At 71.9% G+C, this 26,210-nt stretch carries 24 protein-coding genes; 14 read left to right on the top strand and 10 right to left on the bottom strand.

Annotated elements, in window-relative coordinates:
* Positions 1-81: 81 nt before the first annotated feature.
* Positions 82-1,323, bottom strand: a complete 1,242-nt coding sequence (locus ASF75_RS02950) for a glucose-1-phosphate adenylyltransferase (protein ID WP_031259790.1) — start codon at positions 1,321-1,323, stop codon at positions 82-84.
* A gap of 47 nt (positions 1,324-1,370) precedes the next feature.
* Between ASF75_RS02950 and glgA the strand changes: the two genes are divergently transcribed.
* From glgA to ASF75_RS02935, 3 genes are all read left to right on the top strand, one after another.
* Entirely contained in the window at positions 1,371-2,570 is a 1,200-nt protein-coding gene (gene glgA, locus ASF75_RS02945) for a glycogen synthase (protein WP_031259795.1), read from the top strand.
* A 9-nt stretch (positions 2,571-2,579) separates the two neighbouring features.
* Positions 2,580-3,362, top strand: a complete 783-nt coding sequence (locus ASF75_RS02940; protein WP_017887279.1) for an ABC transporter ATP-binding protein — start codon at positions 2,580-2,582, stop codon at positions 3,360-3,362.
* 102 nt (positions 3,363-3,464) lie between these two features.
* Positions 3,465-3,713 (top strand): type B 50S ribosomal protein L31, encoded by a 249-nt coding sequence (locus ASF75_RS02935; RefSeq protein WP_017887280.1) that lies wholly within the window; start codon positions 3,465-3,467, stop codon positions 3,711-3,713.
* A 178-nt stretch (positions 3,714-3,891) separates the two neighbouring features.
* Here ASF75_RS02935 and ASF75_RS02930 read toward each other — a convergent pair whose 3' ends face one another.
* The gene (locus ASF75_RS02930) at positions 3,892-4,638 is read right to left on the bottom strand and encodes a 3'-5' exonuclease (RefSeq protein WP_197068681.1); all 747 of its coding nucleotides are present in this window, start codon (positions 4,636-4,638) and stop codon (positions 3,892-3,894) included.
* Between the two features lie 35 nt (positions 4,639-4,673).
* On the bottom strand, positions 4,674-6,383 hold the full coding sequence (gene treS, locus ASF75_RS02925) for a maltose alpha-D-glucosyltransferase (protein ID WP_017887282.1): 1,710 nt from the start codon (positions 6,381-6,383) through the stop codon (positions 4,674-4,676).
* Positions 6,384-6,496: 113 nt separating this feature from the next.
* On the opposite strand from treS, the gene ASF75_RS02920 reads away from it, so the two are divergent.
* Both ASF75_RS02920 and ASF75_RS02915 read left to right on the top strand, forming a co-directional pair.
* Positions 6,497-7,573, top strand: coding sequence for an alpha/beta hydrolase (locus ASF75_RS02920; protein WP_321164515.1), 1,077 nt, complete (start codon positions 6,497-6,499; stop codon positions 7,571-7,573).
* Between the two features lie 5 nt (positions 7,574-7,578).
* Positions 7,579-8,649, top strand: a complete 1,071-nt coding sequence (locus ASF75_RS02915; RefSeq protein ID WP_031259798.1) for a glycosyltransferase family 4 protein — start codon at positions 7,579-7,581, stop codon at positions 8,647-8,649.
* Positions 8,650-8,803: 154 nt separating this feature from the next.
* Here the strand turns inward: ASF75_RS02915 and ASF75_RS02910 are convergent, their stop codons facing one another.
* The 3 genes from ASF75_RS02910 to ASF75_RS02900 all read right to left on the bottom strand — a co-directional run bounded on the left by ASF75_RS02910 (position 8,804) and on the right by ASF75_RS02900 (position 11,195).
* Positions 8,804-9,535: a hypothetical protein gene (locus tag ASF75_RS02910; RefSeq protein WP_017887285.1), complete on the bottom strand. Its 732-nt coding sequence runs from the start codon at positions 9,533-9,535 to the stop codon at positions 8,804-8,806.
* A gap of 67 nt (positions 9,536-9,602) precedes the next feature.
* Entirely contained in the window at positions 9,603-10,241 is a 639-nt protein-coding gene (locus ASF75_RS02905; protein WP_042540899.1) for a histidine phosphatase family protein, read from the bottom strand.
* A gap of 39 nt (positions 10,242-10,280) precedes the next feature.
* Positions 10,281-11,195, bottom strand: a complete 915-nt coding sequence (locus ASF75_RS02900; RefSeq protein WP_235517516.1) for a Sir2 family NAD-dependent protein deacetylase — start codon at positions 11,193-11,195, stop codon at positions 10,281-10,283.
* A gap of 163 nt (positions 11,196-11,358) precedes the next feature.
* Here ASF75_RS02900 and ASF75_RS02895 point away from each other — a divergent pair, with 163 nt between their 5' ends.
* Positions 11,359-12,177 (top strand): TrmH family RNA methyltransferase, encoded by an 819-nt coding sequence (locus tag ASF75_RS02895; protein WP_017887288.1) that lies wholly within the window; start codon positions 11,359-11,361, stop codon positions 12,175-12,177.
* Here ASF75_RS02895 and ASF75_RS02890 read toward each other — a convergent pair.
* Genes ASF75_RS02890 through ASF75_RS02880 form a run of 3 tightly spaced genes read right to left on the bottom strand, consistent with a single transcriptional unit; the run spans position 12,174 to position 15,636 of the window.
* On the bottom strand, positions 12,174-13,823 hold the full coding sequence (locus tag ASF75_RS02890) for an AtzH-like domain-containing protein (protein ID WP_056068697.1): 1,650 nt from the start codon (positions 13,821-13,823) through the stop codon (positions 12,174-12,176). The genes ASF75_RS02895 and ASF75_RS02890 overlap by 4 nt on opposite strands.
* Positions 13,820-14,962 carry an acetamidase/formamidase family protein gene (locus ASF75_RS02885; RefSeq protein WP_200942665.1) on the bottom strand — a complete coding sequence of 381 codons (1,143 nt, stop codon included), beginning with the start codon at positions 14,960-14,962 and terminating at the stop codon, positions 13,820-13,822. Before ASF75_RS02885 ends, ASF75_RS02890 begins: the two co-directional genes overlap by 4 nt.
* Positions 14,959-15,636, bottom strand: coding sequence for a FadR/GntR family transcriptional regulator (locus ASF75_RS02880; RefSeq protein WP_042540895.1), 678 nt, complete (start codon positions 15,634-15,636; stop codon positions 14,959-14,961). Before ASF75_RS02880 ends, ASF75_RS02885 begins: the two co-directional genes overlap by 4 nt.
* A 147-nt stretch (positions 15,637-15,783) precedes the next feature.
* On the opposite strand from ASF75_RS02880, the gene ASF75_RS18085 reads away from it, so the two are divergent.
* Genes ASF75_RS18085 through ASF75_RS02860 form a run of 5 tightly spaced genes read left to right on the top strand, consistent with a single transcriptional unit; the run spans position 15,784 to position 20,368 of the window.
* The gene (locus ASF75_RS18085; protein ID WP_235517495.1) at positions 15,784-16,530 is read left to right on the top strand and encodes an amidohydrolase family protein; all 747 of its coding nucleotides are present in this window, start codon (positions 15,784-15,786) and stop codon (positions 16,528-16,530) included.
* Positions 16,416-17,078 (top strand): amidohydrolase family protein, encoded by a 663-nt coding sequence (locus tag ASF75_RS18080; RefSeq protein WP_235517515.1) that lies wholly within the window; start codon positions 16,416-16,418, stop codon positions 17,076-17,078. Before ASF75_RS18085 ends, ASF75_RS18080 begins: the two co-directional genes overlap by 115 nt.
* On the top strand, positions 17,071-17,694 hold the full coding sequence (locus tag ASF75_RS02870) for a DUF1097 domain-containing protein (protein ID WP_056068696.1): 624 nt from the start codon (positions 17,071-17,073) through the stop codon (positions 17,692-17,694). Before ASF75_RS18080 ends, ASF75_RS02870 begins: the two co-directional genes overlap by 8 nt.
* A gap of 25 nt (positions 17,695-17,719) precedes the next feature.
* Positions 17,720-18,952, top strand: coding sequence for a D-alanyl-D-alanine carboxypeptidase family protein (locus ASF75_RS02865; protein WP_162243000.1), 1,233 nt, complete (start codon positions 17,720-17,722; stop codon positions 18,950-18,952).
* Between the two features lie 42 nt (positions 18,953-18,994).
* Positions 18,995-20,368, top strand: coding sequence for a serine hydrolase domain-containing protein (locus tag ASF75_RS02860; RefSeq protein WP_056069100.1), 1,374 nt, complete (start codon positions 18,995-18,997; stop codon positions 20,366-20,368).
* Between the two features lie 154 nt (positions 20,369-20,522).
* Here the strand turns inward: ASF75_RS02860 and ASF75_RS02855 are convergent, their stop codons facing one another.
* Positions 20,523-21,317: an SGNH/GDSL hydrolase family protein gene (locus tag ASF75_RS02855; RefSeq protein WP_056068694.1), complete on the bottom strand. Its 795-nt coding sequence runs from the start codon at positions 21,315-21,317 to the stop codon at positions 20,523-20,525.
* A gap of 23 nt (positions 21,318-21,340) precedes the next feature.
* Here ASF75_RS02855 and ASF75_RS02850 point away from each other — a divergent pair, with 23 nt between their 5' ends.
* The 3 genes from ASF75_RS02850 to ASF75_RS02840 all read left to right on the top strand — a co-directional run bounded on the left by ASF75_RS02850 (position 21,341) and on the right by ASF75_RS02840 (position 26,203).
* The gene (locus tag ASF75_RS02850; RefSeq protein ID WP_056068692.1) at positions 21,341-22,504 is read left to right on the top strand and encodes an acyl-CoA dehydrogenase family protein; all 1,164 of its coding nucleotides are present in this window, start codon (positions 21,341-21,343) and stop codon (positions 22,502-22,504) included.
* Positions 22,505-22,994: 490 nt separating this feature from the next.
* Positions 22,995-24,239 (top strand): DNA polymerase IV, encoded by a 1,245-nt coding sequence (gene dinB / locus ASF75_RS02845; RefSeq protein WP_042540316.1) that lies wholly within the window; start codon positions 22,995-22,997, stop codon positions 24,237-24,239.
* A 173-nt stretch (positions 24,240-24,412) separates the two neighbouring features.
* A complete protein-coding gene (locus ASF75_RS02840) occupies positions 24,413-26,203 on the top strand; it encodes a DEAD/DEAH box helicase (RefSeq protein WP_042540322.1) in 1,791 nt (596 codons plus the stop codon).
* The last annotated feature ends 7 nt before the right edge of the window (positions 26,204-26,210 follow it).

Genomic DNA, 26,210 nt, shown 5'->3' with positions numbered 1-26,210 from the left:
GACTGGCGGAGGCACGGCCGCGTCGGGGACGCGAGCCGTGCCTCCAGACCGTCCGCCCGGGGCAGCGCCCCGGGTGCGTCGTCACGCGTCGACGCGGACGCCCTTGCCGACAACGGTGATGCCGGACGCGGTGACGGTGAAGCCGCGTGCCTCGTCGGTCTCGCGGTCGACGCCGACCTGCGCACCCGGTGCGAGGACGACGTCCTTGTCGAGGATGGCGCGGTTGACGATCGCGCCGGCGCCGATGGTGGCGCGCTCGAACACGATCGAGTCGAGGACCTTCGCACCGGAGTCGATCGAGCACCACGGCCCGATCATGCTGCGCTCGACCTGGGCGCCCGACACCAGGCAGCCGAGCGACACGAGCGAGTCGACCGTGGAGCCGGTGTTCCCGTTCGCGTCGCGGACGAACTTCGCCGGCGGCAGGTTCGTCTGCTGGTTGAAGATCGGCCAGTCCTGGTTGTACAGGTTGAAGACCGGGACCGGGGCGATGAGGTCCATGTGGGCGTCGAAGAACGAGTCGATCGTGCCCACGTCGCGCCAGTAGTACTTGTCGCGGTCGGTGGACCCGGGGACCTCGTTGCGCTGCAGGTCGTACACGCCGGCGTCGCCGCGGTTGACGAAGTCGGGCACGATGTCGCCGCCCATGTCGTGCGCCGAGGTCTCGAGCTGGCCGTCGCGCAGGACCGCGTCGACCAGGGCGTCCGCGTTGAACACGTAGTTGCCCATCGAAGCCAGGATCTCGCCGGGGGAGTCGGCCAGGCCGATCGCGTCCTTCGGCTTCTCGAGGAACGCGTCGATCTTGGTCGGGTCGTCCTCGGCCACCTGGATCACGCCGAACTGGTCGGCGAGGCCGATCGGCTGGCGGATCGCCGCCACGGTGACGCTGCGGCCGGAGGCGATGTGCGCCTCGACCATCTGGTGGAAGTCCATCCGGTACACGTGGTCCGCGCCGACGACGACCACGATGTCGGGGCGTTCGTCGCGGAGCAGGTTGAGCGACTGCAGGATCGCGTCGGCCGACCCGGCGAACCAGCGCTTGCCGAGCCGCTGCTGCGCGGGGACCGACGCGACGTAGGAGCTGAGCAGCCCCTCCATCCGCCAGGTCTCCGCGACGTGTCGGTCGAGACTGTGCGACTTGTACTGGGTCAGGACCACGATCTTGTTGAGACCGGAGTTCACCAGGTTCGACAGTGCGAAGTCGATGAGACGGAAGTTGCCGCCGAACGGGACGGCGGGCTTCGCGCGATCGGCGGTGAGCGGCATGAGTCGTTTGCCTTCGCCACCGGCGAGCACGATGCCGAAGACCTTCTTTGGAGCCATGCCGCTCACAGTAGGCGTCAGCACTGGGAACCGGTTACCTTGAACGAGTGCGAGTCGATCTGCTGACCAGGGAGTATCCGCCGGAGGTCTACGGCGGAGCCGGTGTCCACGTGTCCGAACTCACCGCCGCGTTGCGGTCGGGAACGGAGACGGAAGTCCGTGTCCGGGCCTTCGGGGCCTTCCGTGACGAACCCGACGTGTGGGGCTACCGGACCCCGGACGGCCTCGGCCAGGCGAACGGCGCACTGCAGGCCCTGGGTACCGACGTGGCCATCGCAGCCGACGTCGAGGGCGCCGACCTCGTGCACTCGCACACCTGGTACGCGAACTCCGCGGGCCGGATCGCGCAGCTGACCTACGGCATCCCGCACGTCGTCACCGCCCACAGCCTCGAGCCCCTGCGCCCGTGGAAGGCCGAGCAGCTCGGCGGCGGCTACCGCCTGTCCAGCTGGATGGAGCGCGAGGCGTTCGAGAACGCCGACGGCGTCATCGCGGTCTCGAAGGCCATGCGTGCGGACATCCTGCGTTCCTACCCCTCGATCGACCCAGCGAAGGTGCACGTCGTCTACAACGGCATCGACATCGACGCGTGGAAGCCGACCGTCGACGAGGACGCCGTGCGTGCCCTCGGCATCGACCCGACGCGCCCGAGCGTCGTGTTCGTCGGACGCATCACCCGGCAGAAGGGCCTGCCGTATCTGCTCCGCGCCGTGGCGTCGCTGCCGTCGGACGTGCAGATCGTGCTGTGCGCCGGCGCGCCGGACACCCCCGAGATCCTGGCCGAGGTCACCGCGCTCGTCGAGGGGCTCCGCGCCGAACGCGAGGGCGTCGTCTGGATCGACCGGATGCTCGCGCACCAGGAGATCGTGAACGTGCTGTCCTCGGGCACCGTGTTCGTCTGCCCGTCGGTGTACGAGCCGCTCGGGATCGTGAACCTCGAGGCGATGGCGTGCGGGATCCCCGTCGTCGGCACCGGTACCGGGGGCATTCCCGAGGTCGTCGCCGACGGGCTCACCGGTCGCATCGTCCCGATCGACCAGGTGCAGGACGGCACCGGCACCCCGACCGACCCCGACCGCTTCGTGGCCGACCTCGCCGCGACCCTGGCAGAGGTGCTCGCCGACGAGGGGCTGGCGAAGCTCATGGGACGCGCCGGACGGCTCCGTGTCGAGACCGAGTTCACCTGGGACGCGATCGCCACCAGGACACGGCAGGTCTACGACCAGGTGCTCGGCCAGAACCCGTAGGCTGGTCGCATGCCCTCGGTCGTGCGCTTGTCAGACGTCTCCGTGGTCCGCAACGGGGCCACCATCCTCGACGCGATCTCGTGGGAGGTGCAGGACGACGAACGCTGGGTCGTGCTCGGCGCGAACGGCGCCGGCAAGACGACGCTGCTGCAGGTCGCCGGTGCCCAGACGTTCCCGACCTCGGGCGACGTCGAGGTGCTCGGCACCGAGCTCGGTGGTGCCGACCTGTTCGAGCTCCGCCCGCGCATCGGCTTCGCGTCGACCGCCCTGGCGCGTCGCATCCCGGTCACCGAGAAGGTCATCGACGTCGTGCTCACCGCGGCGTATTCGGTGACGGGGCGCTGGAACGAGGAGTACGAGGAGCTCGACGTCCGTCGTGCGCAGCGCGTGCTCGAGGAGTGGGGCCTGGGGTCCTTCACCGACCGCACGTTCGGCGACCTGAGCGACGGCGAGCAGAAGCGCGTGCAGATCGCCCGGGCCGTGATGACCGACCCGGAGATCCTGTTCCTCGACGAACCGGCCGCGTCGCTCGACCTCGGCGCCCGTGAGAGCCTCGTCCGCACCCTCGGCGGCTACGCCCAGAGCGCCGACTCGCCCGCCATCGTCATCGTGACCCACCACGTCGAGGAGATCCCGGCCGGGTTCACCCACGCACTGGTCCTCGCCGACGGCCACGTGCAGGCTGCCGGCCCCATCGACGAGGTCCTGACCGACCAGACCCTGACCGAGGCGTTTGGCATCGACCTCTCGGTCACCAAGGACGCCGGTCGCTACACGGCACGCGCCGCGTAGCGCTGCGATCCCGCCGTCTCTCTGGTATCGTGGACGGCTGGCGCAAGCCGACGACTTCCCGCGCAGTTCGCGCAATCCCACCACCGCTATCGAGGAATCTCCATGAAGACCGACACCCACCCCGAGTACCGCGCCATCGTCTTCCGCGACCTGGCCTCCGGTGAGACGTTCCTGACGCGTTCGACCGCGAACAGCGACAAGACCATCGAGCTCGACGGTGCGACCTACCCGGTCATCGACGTCGAGATCTCGTCCGCTTCGCACCCGTTCTACACGGGCAAGCAGCGCATCCTCGACTCGGCCGGCCGCGTCGAGAAGTTCAACCAGCGCTTCAAGGGCTTCAGCAAGTAAGCAGCCCCCACGCAACGCCGACGGGCGGCCCTCCTGCAGGAGGGCCGCCCGTTCGCGTTGTGCGGTGTCTCCGGCGGCCGCTGGCCCGGGCCCGCAAGACACCGGTGTTCGCGCGTCACACCGGGTTGTGCGGGTGTTCGGCGCACGAACACCGGTGTCCCGCGCGGGCTGTGCGGGGTCAGGCGCCGTTGCGGTGCGGCCAGCGGCCGTCGGCGGTGAACGACGGGTCGCGCTTCTTGCGCATGTAGTCCTGGAACGACGCGGCCTGCTCGGCGCACCAGCCGACCTGCTTGCGGTGGAGTGCTTCGGCGGAGATGCCGAGTTCGTCCGGGTACTTGCCCGCGATGGCCTGGGCGACACGCCCGGCAGCGATGGCGTCCGCGCCGGCGTCGTGGGCGTCGTCGAGGGTGACACCGTAGAGCTCGGACGCGGCTTCGAGCGTGCGCTTGCCCTTGCGGAAGGTGTCGAGCGCCTTGTCGATCACGAGCGGGTCGACGACGTTGCCGATGACGGGGGAGGCGAACCCGTGCCGCTTCGCTTCGCGGTCGAGGACGGTGAGGTCGTACGGGGCGTTGTAGATCACGAGCGGGATGCCCCGGGCGAACACGGCTTCGATCGCGGCGATGATCTCGCCGACGACCTCGGCCGCGGGACGCCCCTCGGCCTGGGCACGTTCGGTCGTGTACCCGTGCACGGCCGCGGCGCCCTCGGGGATGGGGACGCCCGGGTCGGCGATCCACGCGCCCTCGACGATGGAGGCCCCGGTCATGTCGATGAGTCCGACGTGGGCCGTGACGATGCGGGCCGTCTCGACGTCGACCCCGGTGGTCTCGAGGTCGAAGACGCCCAGCGCGTGCCACCAGGGGCGACCCGTGAGGTCCTGGGACGGAGCGGGTGCGTCGAGCTGTGCTGTGGGGAACGTCACGCGGTCAGGCTAACGGGACGCACCGACACCCCCGACTACCGGGTCGGCGCGCCGACGTGCAGCCAGTAGAACGACTGCGTGCCCATGGTGAGCGTGACGGTGCCGTCCTCGTCGAACGACGGGAACGAGCTGCCGCCGAACAGGTCGTAGAGCGGGCGCCCCGCGAACTCCGGCGCGGAGATCGTGACCGAGGTCGGGTTCGTCGCGAACGAGAACACGCACAGGACGTCCTCGGCGGACGGCCCGAACTGCTGCCCGGAGCCCTCCCACGAGCGGACGAAGGCGAGCACCGAGTCGTTGGAGGTCTCCTGCACGTTCAGGGAGCCGAGGCCGAACACCGGGTGGGCCTTGCGGGTGTGGATGACGTTGCGGACCCAGTGCAGCAGCGAGCGCGACTGAGCCAGCTGCGCCTCGACGTTGACCTGCGCGTAGTTGTACACGAGCGACTGCACGACGGGCAGGTAGAGCTTGCCCGGGTCGGCGGTGGAGAAGCCGGCGTTGCGGTCCGGCGTCCACTGCATCGGCGTGCGGGACGAGTCGCGGTCCGGCAGCCAGATGTTGTCGCCCATCCCGATCTCGTCGCCGTAGTACAGGAACGGTGAACCGGGCAGCGAGAAGAGCAGCGCGTGGATGAGTTCGAGCTCGGCGCGCGAGTTGTCGAGCAGGGGAGCGAGACGTCGGCGGATACCGATGTTCGAGCGCATCCGTGGGTCGTAGCCGTACCAGCCGTACATCGCCTGCCGGTACTCCTCGCTCACCATCTCGAGCGTGAGCTCGTCGTGGTTGCGGAGGAAGACGCCCCACGCGGCGCTGGCCGGCACGTCGAGGGTCTCGGACAGGATCGCCTTGAGCTCGGCGGCGTGCTGGGCGCGGAGCGAGTAGAAGATGCGCGGCATCACCGGGAAGTCGAACGCCATGTGGCACTCGGGTTCCTCGTCGGTGCCGAAGAAGGCTGCGGTCTCGCGCGGCCACTGGTTCGCCTCGGCCAGGAGCACCCGGCCGGGGTACTCGTCGTCGACCATCGCGCGGAGCTTCTTGATGAACTCGTGCGTCTCCGGCTCGCCCTCGCCGTTGCCCTCCTCCGACTCGAACAGGTACGGGATCGCGTCGAGCCGGAGCCCGTCGACGCCCATGTCGAGCCAGTGCCGGACGACGTCGTAGATGGCCTCGATGACGGCGGGGTTCTCGAAGTTCAGGTCGGGCTGGTGCGAGAAGAAGCGGTGGAAGAAGAACTGGCGTCGGACCGGGTCGAAGGTCCAGTTGGACTCCTCGGTGTCGACGAAGATGATGCGGATGTTCGAGTAGTCCTCGTCGGTGTCGCGCCAGACGTAGAAGTCGCCGTAGGGGCCGTCCGGGTCCTCGCGGGACTGCTGGAACCACTCGTGCTGGTCGCTGGTGTGGTTGATCACCATGTCGATCACGATGCGCATGTTCCGCTCGTGCGACTTCGTGACGAGCTCGCGGAAGTCGTCGAGGGTGCCGAACTCCGGCAGGATCGCCCGGTAGTCGGCGATGTCGTAGCCACCGTCACGCATCGGCGACTGGAAGAACGGCGGCAGCCACAGCGCGTCGACGCCGAGCCACTGCAGGTAGTCGAGCTTGCCGATCACGCCCTGGATGTCGCCGATGCCGTCCCCGTTGGAGTCGACGAACGACCGGATCATGCACTCGTAGAAGACCGAGCGCTTGTACCACTGCGGGTCGAGCGTCAGGCCGGGCAGCTGGATCGGGGCTGTGAAGGTCACCGTGCTCCTCGTCGTCGTCGACGGACCGCTCGACGGCCCGCCCCGGACACGATAGGCGCGAGATGCTGCGGGTGTCCGGGGATTCGTGCGGTTCGCTCCCTAGACTGACGCCGATGCAACCGCCCGTGCTCTCCCCGTACCAGTCGTTGATGGCCGCCACCCCGGTCGTGCACCGGGCCGTCCAGGTCGACGGCCGGACCACGCACTACTGGGTCTACGGGCCCGAGGACGCGGATCGCACCGTGCTCGCCGTGCACGGGTTCCGCGGGGACCACCACGGCCTCGAGACGATCGCCGCGCACCTGGAACGTGTCCGCGTGATCGTCCCCGACCTGCCCGGCTTCGGCGTGTCCGATCCGCTGCCGGTGTCCGACATCGACGCGTACGTCACCTGGCTGACCGGGTTCCACGCCGCGCTCGGGCTCGGGCGCGACACCGTCGTGCTCGGGCACTCGTTCGGGTCGATCGTGGTGTCGGCCACCGTCGCCGCCGGTCTCGACACCCGGCTGCTCGTGCTCGTCAACCCCATCGCCGCCCCGGCACTGCAGGGTCCGCGTGCCGTCGGGACCGCGATCGCGATCGGGTACTACCGTGCCGGCGCGGTGCTGCCGAAGCCGATCGGGCTCGGGATCCTGCGGAACGGTGCGATCGTCCGGGCGATGAGCATCGCGATGCTGAAGTCGCACGACCCCGTCGTCCGCCGGTGGGTCCACGATCAGCACGACCGGTACTTCTCGGCCTTCGCGAACCGTACGAGCGTGCTCGAGGCGTTCCGCACCTCGGTCACCCACGACGTGTCCGAGTACGCCGACCGGATCGACGTGCCCGTGTTGCTCCTCGCGGCGGAGCACGACGACATCACCGCCGTGCCCGAACAGCGTGCACTCGCCGAACGCCTGCGGGACGCCGAGCTCGTCGTGATCCCGGGTGTCGGGCACCTGGTGCACTACGAGACACCGGCTCCGGCCGCCGCCGCGGTGCTGCGCCGGATGGCGGACACGGCCGCGCGCCCTGGACGGGGCCGCGGCACCAGGGCGGGCCGACCGTCGGGGGCGGGGCGGGCCTCCCGGACGACCGCCGGGAAGGCGACCGAGGCGAAGACGGCTCCGGCGAAGTCGAACACCACGAAGCCGAACGCCGCGAAGGCGACCGAGGCGACGGCGAGCGACACGAAGGAGACCGACGCGTGACGCGCCTGCGCATCGGGATCGACTGCCGGTACGTGCGGATCGGTCGGCACGACGGCATCAGCCGGTTCACCGCCGGAGTGGTCGCGAACCTGCCGGACCGACACGACTTCGTGCTGCTCGTCCACGACGAGCGCCAGCTCGAGTCGCTGCCGCCGGACCTGCCGTGGGAGCTGCTGCCGGCGCCGACGGACGCGGGGGAGCCGCTCGTCGCCCGGCGGGTCAACCGTCTGGGGCTCGACGCGGTGTTCTCACCGATGCAGACGATGGGGTCGCGCGGGCGCCGGTACGCGCTCGTCCTGACGCTGCACGACCTGATCTACTACCGCAACCGCACGCCCCCGCGGGAGTTCTCGTGGCCGCTGCGGCTCGGCTGGCGGGCGTTCCACCTGTCGTGGGCGCCACAGCGGTTCCTGCTGAACGGTGCGGACGGGGTGGTGACGGTGTCGGAGACGACCGCCGGGCTGATCGCCGAGCACCGGTTGACGAGCCGACCCGTGACGGTCGCGTACAACGCGGCCGACCCGGCGACGCCACGGGCGACCGGAGCGCCGCGCGAGCGCTCCCTCGTCTACATGGGGTCGTTCATGCCGTACAAGAACGTCGAGACCCTGGCGGCGGCGCTGCCGCTGCTCGGGGCGGACTGGACGCTGCACTGCATGTCGCGGGTTTCCGGAGCCGACCGGGCGCGACTCGAGGGGCTCGCTCCCGCGGGGACGATCGTCTTCCACGACGGCGCGACGGACGAGGAGTACCTGTCCGTGCTCCGTTCGGCCACGGCGCTGGCGACCGCGTCGTACGACGAGGGGTTCGGCATCCCGCTCGTCGAGGCGATGGGCGTCGGGACCCCGGTCGTCGTCAGCGACATCCCGATCTTCCGCGAGATCGGTGGCGATGCGGCCGAGTACTTCGACCCGGCGTCGCCGTCCGCCGTCGCCGCGGCCGTCCGGCGGGTCGAGGACCGGTGGGACGAGGCTTCGCTGCGGTCGATCGAGCGTGCTCGGCGGTTCCGGTGGCAGGACTCGGCGGAGCAGGTCGTCCGGGCCGTCGAGCGGGCCGTGGGGGACCGGCGGGCCTGAGGGCCGGCGCACGCGGGCTCGCGGTTCGGGCTCGGGGCGCTGCGCGCGGTCTCGCGCTTCGTGGCGATGCGGAACGACGCTGCCGATGTCGTACGACGTCGACCGTGTGGTTCCACGTCGCCCGGCCGCGACCACCGCACCACACCTCCTTCCGCTATTTCCGCGCGATCACCTGCACGTCCGCCCCGGGGAACACCTTCTGCGTCTCCTCGGTCACCCGCGACACGATGGGCGGCACCGCTGCACCCCTCCCCGGGGTCCGCACGACGATCGACTGGTCCCGTGCGGTGTCGGACGGGTCGCCGCCGCGCTCCCACGAGCAGCGGACCGCGGTGACCCCGCCGATGCGGTCGAGCGTGTCCGCCAGCGCGAGTCGCTTCGCCGCGACCTCCCCGGCTCCCGTGACGCCGATCTGCAGGCTGCCGAGGTCGGCGATCACGACGACGCGGACGCCGTTGCCACCGGACTCGTCGGCTGCACGGCTGATGGCGGCGACCAGGTCACGTCTGGCAGCGCGGTCGAGCGAGGGGTCGGCGCGGACCGTCGCGACCGCGTCGTAGCTCGCGAACCCGGTCTTGGCCGGGGCGTGGTGCCGCACCTCGATGACGCCGGGCAGGTCGTCCACCCGCGTGTCGAACCGGTCGAGCGCGACGTCCGGCCGTGGGAACACCCCGCCGATGCCGTTCTGCACGCTGCCGATGATCGACCCGAGCACCACGGCGATGACCGCGGCCACGACGAGGACGCTCCCGCCGATGACGAACCAGGTGCGGGCGCGGGTGCGCGTGGGGATGCTCGCCGTCTCCGGGCCGAACACGCGGTCGAGGTCGTCGTCGGACGGATCGGGGGCATGCCGGCCGTGTCGGCTGGTTCCGTCGTCGGACATCTGGCTCCCGTCACCCTGGGTTGCGGGTGGTCCCCGGTGTGCGGGTGCGTCGGAGCGTAGTCCCCGGTCAGCCCCGGCGTTCCAAGGGGTTCTGGTACTCGAAGGCCGAGCCGCCGGTGGCGTCGGAGACGTCGTCGATCGGGTCGTCGAACCGGACGAGTTCGGCGTGGAAGCGCTCCGGGTCCCACCGGAACGAGTGGATGGACCCGTTCCGGATCGGGGTGTGGCCGCGGTCGGCCGTTCCGGGGGCTGCGGCGTTGACGACGCTGCGGATCACCGCGCCGTGCGTCGCGACCACCACGACGCCTCCGTCGAAGCGCACCGCGATCTCGCCGAGGGTCTCGGTGATCCGCGCGAGCAGGGCGGAGCGGGACTCCCGACCGGGGATGTCGTCGTGCGGGTACCGGGCGGACACCTCGTCGTCGGTCAGACCCTCGGCCTCGCCGTAGGACCGCTCGGCCAGGCCCGGGTACGTCGTCGGGGCGTCGAGTCCCAGGTGATCGGCGATGATCGCACCCGTCTCGGCGGCGCGGGACAGCGGGGAGGCGACCACGGCGTCGAACGGCCGGCGGGTCAGGAGTTCGGCGGCCTCGGCGGCCTGCCGTCGTCCGGTGTCGTTGAGCGGGATGTCGGTGGAGCCCTGGATGCGGCGCTGCGCGTTCCAGTCGGTCTCGCCGTGGCGGACGAGGTACAGGAGGGTCGTCACCCGACGATCTTCGCAGACGCGACCGGCGGACCCGTCCGGCTACTCGGAGGAGCGCGAGTCCGCGCGCGACGCCGCATGCGACGCCGCGGGTGAGGCTGCGGGTGACGCCGCGGGCGACTCCGCGCGCGACGCCCCCGCCGCACTGAGCCGCTCCGCCAGGTGCACGAGCGTCTCGGTGGTGCCGGCGTCGAGCTTCACGGCCGCCCGGCGGTCGCTGCGGGTCTCACCGCGGTTCACGATGACCACCGGGTTCTTCCGGCGTGCCGCGTGGTCGACCAGCCGCACGCCCGAGTTCACGGTGAGGGAGGACCCGACCACGAGCAGCGCGTCGGCGTCGGCGACGATCGACACGGCCTCGCGGAACTTCTCGGCCGGCACGAACTCGCCGAAGAAGACGACGTCGGGCTTCAGGTCGCCGCCGCAGACGGAGCACGCGGGCACGACGAACCGTTCGACGTCGGTGATCTCGACGTCGCCGTCGGGCTGCAGCTGCACGGACCCCGGCTCGTCGATCCAGGGGTTCGCCCGGTCGATGGTGGTGGCGAGGTCGGAGCGGGAGAACACCTGCCCGCACCGCAGGCACACGGCGCGGTCCATCGACCCGTGGATCTCGACGACGCGACGGGACCCGGCGCGCAGGTGCAGGCCGTCGACGTTCTGCGTGATGACGCCGGCGACGATCCCGGCGTCCTCGAGCGCGGCGAGGGCCCGGTGCCCGTCGTTCGGCGTGGCGGCCGCGAAGCTCCGCCAGCCCAGGTGCGATCCGGCCCAGTACCGCTGGCGCTTCGCGGGGTCGGCGAGGAACTCCTGGAACGTCATGGGCTTCCGCACGACGCGTCCGGCTCCGCGGTAGTCGGGGATGCCGGAGTCGGTGCTGAGACCGGCGCCGGAGAGCACGGCGATGCGCTTGCCCGCGAGCAGCTCGACGACACGGTCGAGGTCGTCGGCGCTCACCGACCCGGAGGTGGCCCCGGAGGCCGCTCCGGTGGTCGGTCCGGTCGTCGACGCAGCATCATCCAGCACCCTGTTCACGGTACCCTCAACACCCGACCGTCCCGGTCACTTCCCGAGCGGAGCACCGGGGACGCCATCGCCGCACCACACCGAAACGAGCCCCGTGCACCCCGTCCGCATCGACTCCCTCGACGATCCCCGCCTCGACGACTTCGCCCGGCTCACCGACGTGGCGCTCCGTCGGGTCTCGGAGCCCGAGGGCGGCCTGTACATCGCCGAGTCGAACACGGTCATCGAGCGGGCGGTCCGCGCCGGTCACGTGCCGCGCAGCATCCTGGTGCAGGAGAAGTGGCTCGACACCGTCCTGCCGCTGGTCGCGGAGCACGACGGTCCTGTCTTCGTCGGTGCGGACGCCCTGCTCGAGGAGCTCACCGGTTTCCGCATGCACCGCGGTGCGATCGCTGCGATGCAGCGTCCCGAGCTGCCGAGCGTCGCCGACGTGGTGCGGGACGCGAAGGTCGTCGTCGTGCTCGAGGACATCGTTGACCACACGAACGTCGGTGCCGTGTTCCGCAGCGTCGCCGGTCTCGGCGCCGACGCGGTGCTCGTCAGCCCGCGCTGCGCCGACCCGCTGTACCGCCGGAGCGTCCGGGTGAGCATGGGCACCGTCCTGCAGGTGCCGTGGACCCGCATCGGCGACTGGCCCGCGGCGGGTGAGGAACTCCGCGCACAGGGCTTCCACCTGGCCGCGATGGCACTGACGGACGAGTCCGTCGACCTCGACGCCTTCGTGGCGGACCTGCCCGACAGGGTCGCGCTCGTGATGGGGACCGAGGGGCAGGGACTGACGCCGGCCGCGATCGCGTCGGCTGACACGACCGTCCGCATCCCGATGGCACACGGCGTCGACTCGCTCAACGTGGCCGCGGCGAGCGCCGTCGGTCTGTGGGCGGTCACCCACGCCCGGCGGCTCGCCTCCTAGCGCACCACCGAGACGGTCGGGAGGCCCGGGGCGGGCTGGTCCGACAGCATGCGCCCGGCACGGGTCACGAGGGCACGGTCGGTGTCCGGTCCGCCGACCAGACAGACGCCGACGGGCGCGCCGGCCACGGTCATCGCCGGTGCGCTCACCGCGGGGAGCCCGCCGACGCTCGCGAGCGCGGTCATCGCCGTGGTGGCGGTCCGGGTGCGCTCGAGCGCTCGGGCGTCCGCGCCCAGCAGCGGTGCGGGCCCGGGGACGGTCGGGAACAGCAGGGTCCGACCGGCGAGGGCACCGCGGATCGTCGTGCGCACGGCGTCCAGGGCGGTGACGGCGTCGGCGGTCGCGTCGGGGTCGTTCGCCCCGGCCGCGCGGAACCGGTCACCGACCACGGCGCTCAGCGCTCCGGGGTGCGCGTCGATCCAGGGGCCGTGTGCTGCCAGGGCCTCGGCGGCCTGGACGAGCCGCAGCTGCTCCTGCAGGGCTCGGGGCTCCGGGATGCCGAGGTCGCGCAGTCGGACGGTGGCGACGGGTTCGTCGAGGGTCTCGACGAAGGCCGTGAAGGCCCGGGCGGTGTCCGGTTCGACGAGCGCGACGAGTTCCTCGGGGACGACGAGCACCGTCGCGTCGACCGCCTCGTCCGGCCCGGGCATCGGCGGGACGGTGGCGTCGAGGGCGGCGAGCAGCACCTCGGGGCTGCGGGTGAGCCACCCGACGGTGTCGAACGACGGCGCCAGGGGGAGCAGCCCGTCGCGGGACACCGTGCCGTGGGTCGCCCGGAGGCCCCAGAGTCCCTGGTACGAGGCGGGGACCCGCACCGAGCCCGCGGTGTCCGTGCCGATCCCGATCTCGACCATCCCGAGGCCGACGGCCGATGCGGATCCGCTGGACGAGCCTCCCGGCAGTCGGGTGGGGGCCGCGCTGTTCGGCGGTGTGCCGTGGTGCGCGTTCCGGCCGGTCAGGTTGTAGGCGAACTCGTCGGTGCGTGCGATCCCGCGGATCGACGCGCCGGCGGCGAGGAGCGCGGCGACCGCGGGGGCGGCCGTCGTCTCGACCGGTGCCTCGTGCAGGTACGTCGGGTTCCCCGCGCCGACCGGCTGGTCGGGCACGGCGTAGAGGTCCTTGACGGCGATGGTCAGGCCGTCGAGCGGCCCCACGGCGGTGGGTGCGACGAGCGGGTCGCCGACGGCCCGCCAGACGGTGGTGTCGACGGCTTTCGGGCGGCCGGTGACGTGGGCCGCTTCGATGCGCCAGCGGGGTCCGGCGCCGGTGTCGGTGTCGCCTTCGCCGTCGCGGCGCCAGAGCTGGGTCTGGAGGCCCTGCCCACCTGCGGCGAACCGGGACACCGACACGACGAGGGCGCGGTCCTCGGTCAGGGGGCGGACCTCGACGTGCGTCAGCGACCGGGTCGCGACCCCACCCCGTGCCCCGCGGAACGCGCTGATCGCGTCGTACCCGACGAGCAGGCCGCGGTCGTCGCCGCGCATCGTGCCGGGGGAGTCGACGAAGGCGGCGTCGAGGGCGTCGAGGTCGTTCGCCAGCAGTGCGGTCTCGTAGGCGTGGATGGCTGCGAGCAGGCCGGCCGGGGCCTCGGGCGCGTCCGGCGTGGCCGGGGTGTGCGGCTTGGTCGACGTTCCGGGCGTGGTCATCGGACGGGCTCCTCGAAGTCGGCCTTGCGGATGCGGGCGTGGACCCCGGTGACCAGGTCCACCACCTGCGAGATGTTGAAGTCGGTCGCGGCGGACAGGTACGCGTACGCCAGGTGGCGTTCCATGCCCCAGCGCGCGCCGAGGATCGCGACGGCGTGCCGGACGCACTGCCGGACGGCCTCGTCGAGGTCGGGGTCCATGCCGGTGGGCACCAGGAACTCCTGCGTCTCGGCGACGGGCCAGACCAGGTCGCCGAAGCGGGCGGCGGCCTCGGCTGCCGGGGTCAGGTCGAAGCGGATGGTGGCGCGGAGCGAGGCCTCCATCGCGGTGAGCGCCACCTCGCCGTCGCCCTGGGCGAAGTGCGGGTCGCCGACGTGGGCCAGCGCACCGGGAACGAGTACCGGCAGGTGCAGCTGCGAACCGACCTGCAGCAGGTTGACGTCGATGTTGCCGCCGTGACGACCGGGCGGGACGGAGTGCAGCCGCTCGCCGGGGGTCGCGACGCCCATGATCCCGAGGAACGGTGCCAGGGGGAAGTGCGCGAAGCGGTCGCCCGCGGCGGTGAGCGGGATGCGGCCCCGTCGACCCTGGGCGGTGTCGACGACGTCGGCGAAGACGCTCACCGTCGTGCCGTCGACCGGGAACTCGCCGTGCAGGGCACCGCGGCCGTGCCGGTTCGAGACCACGCCGTAGTGCACCCGGGGCAGGGTCTCGAGCACCGTCATGGTCAGGACGTCACCGGGGCGGGCGCCGCGCACCGCGATCGGACCGGACACCACGTGGGGGCCGTCCGCCGTGGGGTCGCGGTGTCCGGAGCGGGCGATCGCGACGGCGTCGGCGAGGACGTGCTCCGGGGCGACACCGTGGTCGCCGAACCAGGCGACGGGGTCGCTGCCCTGGTCGGGCAGGATCCCCTCGTGGCTGACGGTGTCGATGGTGACGGACTCCCCGGCACCGATCGTCAGGGCGGGGACGTCACCGTCGCTCGGCAGCCGACCCCACAGGACGGTCTCCGGGTCGACGTGCAGGGAGTGGTCGCCGCGGACGGGCCCGGCGCCGGGCTGCAGGGTCGGGACCGCGGGGGCGGTGTTCTGGTGTGCGGTGGTGCGGTGTGCGCTGGTGTGGTGTGCGGTGGTCATCGGTCCGTCCTCCGTTCGACCAGGTGGGCCACGTCGGCGAGGTGGTCGGCCATCGCCCGGGCCGCGCCGTCGACGTCGTGCTGCCGGATCCGCTCGAGGATCCGCTCGTGCCACTCGAACGACGACCGCCGCCCCTCGCTGGTGCTGTGCGACCGGGCGCGGACGTCCTGCACCCATCCGCTGCTGAGCTCGCACAGGGACACGAGCAGGGGGTTGCCCGAGGTACGGGCGACCTGCACGTGGAAGGCGACGTCCTGCGCGAGCGACTCCTCCGGGCTGAGGCCCGCGTGCGTGGCGGCGAGGATGCGTTCCAGGGTGAGCAGGTCGGCCGCACCCGCCCGCGCCGCCGCGAGTCCCGCGACCTGCGGCTCCACGACCGTCCGGAACTCGGCGACGTGCTCGGCCCGGTGGTCCAGGTCGTCGCGGTGGTGGTCGAGCAGGGCCGACGCCTCCTCCGGCCTCGGCAGCACGACGGTGCCACGACCAGGGGTCCGGGAGACCAGGCGACGGCGCTCCAGCTCCTGCAACGCCTCGCGGATCGTCGTGCGGGACACGGCGAGGTCCTCGGCGAGGGTGCGTTCCGGCGGCAGCTTGTCGCCGGGCTGCAGGTCGTCGAGCACGAGCGTGCCGAGGTGGGCGGCGGTCGCCGCACTCAGGGTCCGTCCACGGTGCATGCCATCGACCGTAGGGCCCGTTGGTCTGCTTGGTTCATTGGTACGACCAACTTTTACACGGCCGTCACATCCGGCGTCGGAACCCGAAACACGGTGGGCGAATGGTGGAGCACACCCCGCCAGCACCGACCGGAAGAGAGGTCCGACGTGGACCTGGTCCTCACCAATGCACGGCTGACCGACGGCCGTTCCGTCGACCTCGTGATCACCGACGGCCTGATCGCCAGCATCTCCGACACGCTCCCTGGTGCCGCCGCTCCCGCTGGTTCCGCCCGCGTGGTCGACTGCGCCGGCCGCGTCGTCATCCCCGGACTCATCGAAGCGCACCTGCACGTCGACAAGGCCCTGCTCGACCGGGAACGCCCGAACCCCGACGGCACCCTCGCCGGAGCCATCGCCGTCACGGGCGAGCTCAAGCGCGGCTTCACCCACGCCACCGTCCGCGACCGCGCCCGCACCCTGCTCGACCAGGCCATCACGAACGGCACGACCCTCGTCCGCGCACACCCCGACGTCGACCCGATCGTCGGGCTCACCGGCGTCGAGGTCCTGCTCGACCTGCGCGACGAGTACCGGGACGCCCTCGACCTGCAGATCGTCGCCTTCCCCAGGAGGGCATCGCGAAGGCACCGGGCACGCTGGCCCTGCTCCGCCGGGCGCTCGCCGCAGGGGCAGACGTCATCGGCGGCTGCACCTACAACGAGCGCACCCTCGCCGCGTGCCACGAGCACGTCGAGACCGTCCTGGACCTCGCCGAGGAGTTCGGCGTGCCGGCGGACCTGCACGCCGACTTCGCCGACGACACCTCCGACCCGCGGTACGCGCTCGCCGGCCACATCGCCGACCGTGTGGCCGCCCGCGGGCTGCAGGGGCGGGTGGCGCTCGGCCACGTGACCTCGGTCGCCAGCCTGCCCCGCGGCGAGCGCCGGGTGCTGTTCGACCGCCTGGCCGCCGCCGGGGTCGCCGTCGTGCCGCTGCCCGCGACCGACCTGCACCTCGGCGGCCGGTCCGACGACCACGATGTCCGCCGCGGGGTCGTGCCGGTCCGTGAGCTCTGGGACGCCGGCGTCACGAGCGCGTACGCGTCGAACAACGTCCGGAACGCCTTCACCCCGTTCGGGAACGCCGACCTGCTCGACGTCGGGCTCCTGCTGGCCCAGACCGGGCACCTGTCCGGACCGGACGACCTGCGACGGGTGCTCGCGATGGCCACCACCGGTGCCGCGCAGGTCGTCGGCGTCGCGGACACCCACGGCATCCGGCCCGGTGCCGCCGCCGACCTCGTCGTGCTCTCCACCACGGACCCGGACGGCGTGCTGCTCGACCGGCCGGACCGCGCCCTCGTCGTCAAGCGCGGCCGGGTCGTCGCCGAGACCACCAGGACCACCCGACTCACCACCAGCCGCACCACGAACCGATCGAAGGAACTCAGCCATGCGTGAACGGATCCCGCACGAGATCGTCGCCTCCGTCCTGGCCGGTGCCACGGCGTTCATCGGGGGCAACGCCCTGCACCTGCCGACCTGGGCGATCTTCATCAGCTGGGCGGGGATGTTCCTGCTCGGCAGCAAGCCGACGCTGCGGAACGCCACCCGGCTCTGGGCCGCGATGCCGATCGGGTCGGCGTTCGGTCTGGTCATCGTCCTGCTCGACCAGCGGTTCGGCACGCTCTTCGGCGAGGGGCAGGCGGCGCAGAACACCGTGCTGGCGCTGCTCATCCTCGTCGTGAACTGCGCGCTGATGTACACCGGTCGCACGAAGCTGTTCGGGCTCGTCCCCGGGATGTTCCTCGGGTTCGCCTCGTTCTTCGCGACGTGCTTCGGCGGGTTCGGCTTCGACCCGGGGAACGCCTGGGCCGCCTGGGTCTCGGTCGTGCTGATGAACGCGCTCGGCCCGGTGTTCGCGTACCTGTCCCGTCGCCTGACTTTCGCGCGGCCCGAGACGACCGGCGCGGCCGATGTGGCCGACCCGGCCGTGGGTGCGCACCCCGCCAGCCCGGCCGCCCAGGCCCCTGCTCCGGAACGGCAGCCCGACCAGCCGGTCGCAGCCTCGGCCTAGGAGCGGACCGGTACGCTCGGGTCCCGTGTCACGAGTCGTCCGCCGCCCCCGCTCCGCCGTCCGGAGGCCGGTCACGATCTCGGTGGTCGCCGTGCTGCTCCTGGTGGCCGGGTACCTCGTCGCCGCGGCCGTCGTGCCGTTCGGTCCGGCGAGCGCCAGCACCACCACCTACTCGGCACCGAGGACGACTGCCCCGGCACTGAGCTTCCCGGGCTACGGCGCGACCGCGGTCGAAGCGACGGACTTCCCCGAGAGCCTGCGTACCAGCGGCGACACGAAGCCCCGGTCCATCGCGAGCATCACGAAGGTCGTCACGGCGCTCGTGGTGCTCGACGAGAAGCCGATGGCGCCCGGACAGTCGGGCCCGGCCATCCGCTTCACGAAGCAGATGGAGGGCCTGTACGCGAAGTACGCGGCGCAGAACGGCGAGGTCGCCCCGATGCCGGCCGGCCTGAAGCTCACCGAGCACCAGGCGTTCCAGGTGATGCTCATGAAGTCGGCCAACAACTACGCCGGCGCGCTCGCCATCTGGGCCTTCGGATCCCTCGACGCCTACGAGCGAGCGGCCGCGAAGTGGCTCGACGAGCAGGGCCTCGACGACACGACGATCCACGAGCCGACCGGCCTCGACCCGGACAACACCTCGACCGCGACCGACCTGGTCGAGCTCGGGCAGCTGGCGCTCGCGAACCCGGTCGTCAAGGACATCGTCGGCACGCAGGACGTCACGATCCCGACGGTCGGCGCGATCGAGAACTCGAACAAGCTCCTCGGGCTCGACGGCGTCGAGGGGATCAAGACCGGCACGCTCGACGAGGCCGGGGCCTGCCTGCTGTTCGCGGCGACGTACGAGCGCGGCGGCAGGCAGGTCACCGTCGTCGGCGTGATGCTCGGCGGCGTGGACCACGACTCCCTCGACAACGACGTGCAGCGGTTGCTGCGGTCCGTCGCGGACAACTTCCAGGTGGTGACGCTCACCCACCAGGGGCAGACCTTCGGCACCTTCTCGACCCCGTGGCAGGACGAGGCGGACGCGGTCACGACAAAGGCCGCCGAGGTGCTCGTGTGGGGGAAGACCACGGTCACCGCGAAGGCGACGCTCGAGCGGGTGACCTTCGGCACGAAGGGCGAGCGGGTCGGGCAGGTCCGGTTCCGCATCTCCGACCACGACCCGGTCACGGTGCCGCTCGCGCTCGCGCGGACGATCGACGACCCCGGCGTCTGGTGGCGTTGGACGAACCCGTTCCAGGGGGCGTGACGCTCGTCGGTGCCCGACCGTAGAGTCGGTCGGGTGACGACGATGACGACGTTCCCCCGGACCACCCCCTCCGCCCTCGACGTCGACGCCCGCGGAGTCCTCGCGTTCGTCGACGCCCTCGAGTCGACACCCGGCGTCGAGCCGCACAGCTTCATGCTGCTCCGGCACGGCCAGGTCGCTGCCGAGGGGTGGTGGCAGCCGTACTCGGCCGACCGCGTGCACCTGCTCTACTCGCTGAGCAAGAGCTTCACCGCAGCGGCCGTCGGCATCGCCGTGCGCCAGGGACTGGTCGACCTCGACGCGACCGTGCTGTCGTACTTCCCGGAGCTCGACGCCGACGTCACCGATGAGCGCAGCCGCCGGATGCGGGTGCGGCACCTGCTCGCGATGGCCAGCGGGCACCGCGAGGAGACGCTCGAACGGGCCGAGGCCCTCGACTCGACGAACACGGTGCGCGGGTTCCTGCTGCTCCCGCCGGACGAGGAGCCCGGCTCGGTCTTCGCGTACAACCAGCCGTGCACGTACACGCTCGCGAGCATCGTCCGGCGCGTGACCGGCGGGTCGCTCGTGGCCTGGCTCCGCCCGCACCTGCTCGACCCGCTCAGCATCGACGACCTCGCGTGGCGCCGCGACGACACCGGCGCGGAGTTCGGGTTCAGCGGGTGCTACGCCACGACCGACGCGGTCGCGAAGCTCGGCCAGCTGTACCTGCAGGACGGCGTCTGGGACGGCGAGCGGATCCTCGACGCCGACTGGGTCGAACAGGCCACGAGCAGGCAGGTCGCCAACCCGGACGAGGCCAACCCGGACTGGTCGAAGGGGTACGGCTTCCAGTTCTGGATGGCCCGCCACGGTTTCCGCGGCGACGGCGCCTACGGTCAGTTCTGCGTCGTCCTGCCGGAACAGGACGTCGTGCTCGCGATCACCGGTCAGACCGTCGACATGCAGGCGGTCCTCGACGCGGCCTGGCAGCACCTCCTGCCCGCCGTCGACGGCACGACCGACACGGATGCGGACACCGCACTGGAGGCACGGCTCGCCTCCCTCGGGCTGCCACCGGTGCAGGGTGGTCGCCTTCCGGAGCACCTCGCCGACGTCGAGCTGCGGTCGCGTCCCGGCGGGATCCTCGATGCCGCCACGTTCGCGCGCGGTGCAGACGGGATCCGCCTGACGATCACCGACGACGGCCGGTCGGAGTCCGTGCCGCTCGGCGAAGGACGGTGGGCCGTCGAGGGCGCCCTCGCGGCGAGTGCGGCGACCGAGCCGGAGGGCACCGTGCTCGTCGCGGTCCGCTTCCTGGAGACCCCGCACCTGCTGCATCTGCGCGTCGACCTCGACGCGGGCACGGTCGGGGCGAAGTGGAGGACCGAGCCGCTGCACGACGGTCCGATGACGCTCCGTCGCCCCGCGGACTGACCGGTGCCGACCACGGGGTGCGCACGACCCCGTTCGCGGCGCGCACGCTGCCGTTCGCGCCCCCGTAGCGTCATCGCGCCCTGGTGAGCCGGGGCGCGATGACGGTGGTGGGGCGCGGCTGCTGAGGAGTGCGGACTCGAAGGGGCGTCGTCGGCTACGGGGTGTCGGAGGGGTGCTCGGTGACGATCTGCAGCTCGGGCCGCTTCGCCGTCACCCCGTCGCCGGACGAGGTGTGCTTGATGCGGCGGACCACCCACGGCACCAGGTACTCCCTGGCCCACCCGAGGTCCTCGGCGCGGGCCTCGCGCCACGGCCGTGCCTCGAGCGGGTCCGGGTTGAACGGTTCGAGTCCGTGCGGCACACCGAGGGTGTCGAGCACCGCGGCGGCGATCGTGGAGTGGCCCATCGGGGAGTGGTGCAGCCGGTCCGGAGCCCACATCCGCGGGTCCCGGAGCACGCGGAGTGCCCACATGTTGGCCACCAGGGCACCGTGCTTCAGGGCGATGGCGTGCAGGTTCTCGTTGTAGATCGCCGTCTTGCCGCGGACCATCCCGAGCACCGGGGTCATCCCGACGTCCGGGCCGGTGAACAGCACGACGGTGGCTCCATCGCGGCGCAGGTCGGCGACGAGCCGGTCCACCCGTTCGGCGAGCTCGTCCGGGTCCGAGCCCGGGCGGATGATGTCGTTGCCGCCGGCCGACACCGTGATGAGGTCCGGGTGCAGGGCGACGGCGGCCTCGGCCTGCTCGTCGATGATCTGCTGGAGCAGCCGCCCGCGGATCGCGAGGTTGGCGTACGCGAAGTCGTCCGTCTGGTGTGCCAGCACCTCGGCGACGCGGTCCGCCCAGCCGCGGTTGCCGCCCGGGACGGTCGGGTCGGGGTCCCCGATCCCCTCGGTGAACGAGTCACCGATCGCGACGTACCTGGTCCAAGGATGACGATCTGACACGTCCCGGACCCTAGTCTCGTGGCATGACGAAGGCCAACACGGACGCCGTCGGCTGGTCGGTGCCCGACGAACTGCTCGACCGCATCACCGGGCGCGCCCCCGGGTACGACGCCGCGAACGCGTTCTGCACCGAGGACCTCGACGAGCTCCGCGCCGCCGGCTACCTGCGGATCGGTGTCCCCGTCGAGCAGGGCGGGGCGGGCCTCGGCCTGCGCGCCACCGCCGGCGTGCAGCGCGCCCTCGCCCAGGCCGCGCCGGCGACGGCGCTCGGCCTCGGCATGCACCAGGTGTGGGTGCAGGCGGCGCGCGCCGTCCGTGCGCGAGGTGAGTCGTTCCTCCAGGCCGTCACCGACCACGCGGCGGACGACCAGCTGCTCGCCTTCGGGGTGAGCGAACCCGGCAACGACGCCGTGCTGTTCGACTCGTCGACGACGGCGGAGCCGGACGGCGACGGCGGGTACCGGTTCACCGGCACGAAGGTGTTCACCTCCCTCGCTCCGGCGTGGGACGTCATGAGCGTCTTCGGCAAGGACGCCTCGGGGGCGGAACCCCGGCTCGTGCACGGCTTCGTGCTGCGGTCGGACGGCGACGTCGAACACCTGGACGACTGGGACACGCTCGGGATGCGCGCGACGCAGAGCCGCACCACGAAGCTGCACGGCGTGCACGTCCCGGCTGGCCGCATCGTCCGGTCACTGCCGGTCGGGCCGAACCAGGACCCACTCGTGTTCGGGATCTTCGCCTCGTTCGAGCTCCTCATCGCGTCGGTGTACGCCGGGATCGCCGAGCGGGCGATCGCGCTCGCGGCGACCGCCGTGGCGGGGCGGACCGCGGCCGACGGTACTCGGCGGTCGGAGGACCCCGACGTGCGCCGGGCGATCGCCGACCTGCGCGGCGCGGTCGACGCGATCACGCTGCAGGTCGACTCGTTGGCGCGGTCGGTCGACGAGGTCGACGACCTCGGAGCCCGGTGGTTCCCGCTGCTCGTCGGCACGAAGGCGCGGGCCGTGGACACGGCGCAGCACGTCGTGGACGAGGCCATGCGCGTCGTCGGCGGCTCGGCGTTCCGGGCGTCGAGTGAGCTGGCGCGGCTGGCGCGTGACGTCCGGGCGGGGCAGTACCACCCGTCGTCGCGCGACTCCGCGGCGCGGACGATCGCCGCGTCGGTGCTCGGCCCGCTCGGCTGAGCGCTGCGCTCCGGGGCGCTTCCGGTGCGAGGTTGGCGTAGCGGCGTAGCGGCGTAGCGGCGCACGGTGCGGGGTCCGTCGGCCGGTGCGGGGTTGGCGCGGCGGCGCTCGGTGCGGGGTCCGTCGGCAGGTGCGAGGTTGGCGTGGCGGCGCTCGGTGCGGGGTCCGTCGGCAGGTGCGAGGTTGGCCGATCGGTGTTGCCTTGCGGCGCCGCACCGTGCGACCAACCCGGCACCGAGTTGCGAAGGGCGCGCGGTGCCGCGGGCGATGGCGTGGCGGCGCACCGTGCGGGGTCCGTCGGCAGGTGCGAGGTTGGCCGCTCGGTGCTGCCTTGTGGCGTCGCACCGTGCAACCAACCCGGCACCGAGTTGCGAAGGGCGCACGGTGCGATGACGGGCGAACAACCGCGCACGACGGGACGAACCTCGCACCGTGCGGCCGTCGGCACGCCCGGCACGGCGATGTCGGTGGCGCCTGGCATCATCTCGGTGTGAGCAAGCAGGACGGACGGAACCGCCTCGTCTCCGACGCACCGGTGGACGACGTCTCGGCGACCGTGCTGCACGTCGACATGGACGCCTTCTTCGCCTCCGTCGAACTGCTCGACCGCCCCGACCTGCAGGGCCTGCCGGTCATCGTGGGCCACGACTCCGACCGCTCCGTCGTCACGGCGGCCACCTACGAAGCCCGTCGGTACGGCGTGAACTCCGCCATGCCGATGGCCGTCGCCAAACGCCGCTGCCCGAACGCCGTGATCGTCGAACCGCATTTCGAGAAGTACCGGGCGAAGTCCGCGGCCGTGATGGCGATCTTCGACCGGTTCACCCCGCGGGTCGAGCGGCTCGGCATCGACGAGGCGTTCCTCGACGTCGCCGGCGCGCTCCGGCTCTACGGCACGCCGTGGCAGATCGGCCAGGCGATCCGCCGCACGGTCTTCGCCGAGACCGGGCTGCACTGCTCGGTCGGTGCGGCATCGACCAAGTTCGTGGCGAAGCTCGCCTCCAGCCGGTCGAAGCCGGACGGCCTCCTCGTCGTGCCCGGAGCGGACACCGTGGCGTTCCTGCACCCGCAGCCGGTCTCCGCGCTCTGGGGCGTGGGCGGCAAGACGCAGGAGACGCTCGAACGCCGGGGCATCCGCACCGTCGGCGACCTGGCGAACACCCCGCTCGGCTCGCTCGTCTCGGCCCTCGGCCCGGCTGGCGGGCAGCGGCTGCACGACCTGTCCTGGGGTCGTGACCCGCGCGTGGTCGACACCGGCGTCGGCGAGAAGTCGATCGGGCACGAGGTCACCTTCGGCCGCGACCTGACCGAGCGCGACGACGTCGCTCGCGAACTCCTCCGCCTGGCCGACAAGGTCGCGGTCCGCCTGCGTCAGGCCGACGTGCAGGCCCGGACGGTGGCGCTCAAGGTCCGCTACACCGACTTCACCACGCTGACCCGGTCGCGCACCCTGGCGGAACCGACCGACGTCGCGAAGCGCCTGCACCGCGAAGCCGTCGAGCTGTACGACGTGCTGCACCGACCCGGCAACCAGATCCGGCTGATCGGCGTGCGCGGCGAGAACCTCGTGCCCACGGCTGCCAGCAACGCCCTGTGGGACGACGACGCGCCGTGGCGTGACACCGAGACCACCGTGGACGCGGTCGCCGCTCGCTTCGGCGCCGGCGTCCTGCGACCGGCATCCCTGGTCCGTCGGACCCCTGACGGGGGCGTCCCGCACGCTCGGCAGGACTGACGGTGGCGGTAGAATCGGGTTCAGTGAGCGCAGCGGAGTACGAAGACCAGCAGCCCGCCACGCTGTGGGCGGAGTCGGGTGACGACCAGTCCGGCGCCGGCGGCACATCGCCGACGCTCGACACGGCGCAGGCCGACGGTGACGCCGCCCGTGACGAAGCCGACGCCGCGGCCCTGGCCGAAGCGGCCGGCAACTCGGCGGTCCAGCACCTGTCGCCGGCGTTCCCGGACCGGGCCGCGTGGGGCACGGCATCGAAGCTCCGTGCCTGGCAGATCGAAGCGCTCACGAAGTACTTCGAGAAGGAACCCCGCGACTTCCTGACGGCAGCGACCCCGGGTGCCGGCAAGACCACCTTCGCGCTCCGACTGGCGACCGAGCTCCTGGCCCGCGGCACCGTCGACCGCATCGTCGTCGTCGCACCGACCGAGCACCTGAAGCGCCAGTGGGCCGACTCCGCCGACCGCGTGGGCATCCGGATCGACCCGATGTTCAAGAACGGCGACGGCATGTTCGGCCGGCACTACCAGGGCGTCGCGATCACCTACGCCCAGGTCGGCATGAACCCCGAAGTGCACAAGCGCATCACCGAGGGCGGGCGCACCCTGGTCGTCCTCGACGAGGTCCACCACGGCGGCGACGCCCTGACGTGGGGCGACGGCATCAGGGAAGCGTTCTCCGGTGCCACCCGACGGCTCTCGCTGTCGGGGACCCCGTTCCGGTCCGACACCGCACCGATCCCGTTCGTGCAGTACGCCCCCGACGAGCAGGGCATCCGCACCTCGATCTCCGACTACAACTACGGCTACGGCCGCGCACTCAAGGACGGCGTCGTCCGCCCGGTGCTGTTCATGGCCTACGCCGGCCAGATGCGCTGGAAGACCCGGATGGGCGACGAGATGTCGGCCTCGTTGGGTGAGCAGGTCACGAAGGACATCACGGCCCAGGCCTGGCGCACCGCACTGTCGCCCGAGGGCGAGTGGATGCCGGCCGTGCTCTCCGCCGCCGACAAGCGCCTGACCGAGGTCCGCCGTGGTGTGCCCGACGCCGGCGGTCTGGTCATCGCCACGGACACCACCACGGCCCGCGCCTACGCCCGGATCCTGCAGCAGATCACGGGGGAGCGCCCGACCGTGGTGCTGTCCGACGAAGCCGCGGGGTCGAGCCGCATCAGCGCCTTCGCCGAGGACACCTCGCGCTGGATGGTCGCCGTCCGCATGGTCTCCGAAGGCGTCGACGTCCCACGGCTCTGCGTCGGCGTCTACGCCACGAGCGCGAGCACGCCGCTGTTCTTCGCACAGGTCATCGGCCGCTTCGTCCGTGCCCGTCGTCGTGGTGAGACCGCGAGTGTCTTCCTGCCGAGCGTCCCCGGCCTGATGGCCCTCGCCGCCACCCTCGAGCTCGAGCGCGACCACGCCCTCGACCGCCCGAAGGACGCCGACGACGGGATGTACAACCCCGAAGACGCCATGGTCGCCGAGGCCAACAAGGAAGACCGTGCGTCCGAGAGCCTGCTCGAGGTCCAGCCGTTCGAGGCGCTCGACTCGCAGGCGTCCTTCGACCGCGTCCTCTACGACGGCGGCGAGTTCGGTACCGGCGGCGAGGTCGGTTCCCTCGAGGAGCTCGACTTCATCGGCATCCCGGGGCTCCTCGAACCCGACCAGGTGCGCGACCTCCTGCGCGCCCGGCAGGCGACCCAGGCCAAGCGGTCAAAGGGCCGGACGGCCAAGGACGGCCTGCCCAAGGCGCCCGAGCCCGACCGCCCGATGTACATGACGATCAAGGAACAGCGGACCGAGCTCGCCCGGCTCGTGTCGATCTGGTCCCGTCACTCGAACGAGCCGCACGGATCGATCCACGCCGAACTCCGGCGCATCAGCGGTGGCCCGGCCGTGGCACAGGCGAGCATCGAGCAGATCCAGAAGCGCATCGACATCCTGCGCTCCCGCATCGGCGGACGTCGGTGACGGCGGC

Origin of the sequence: Curtobacterium sp. Leaf154 (genome assembly GCF_001424595.1) — a bacterium.
GTDB lineage: Bacteria > Actinomycetota > Actinomycetes > Actinomycetales > Microbacteriaceae > Curtobacterium > Curtobacterium poinsettiae.
Note: the sequence above shows the minus strand (reverse complement) of the source record. Positions and strands in the feature narration are given on the sequence as shown.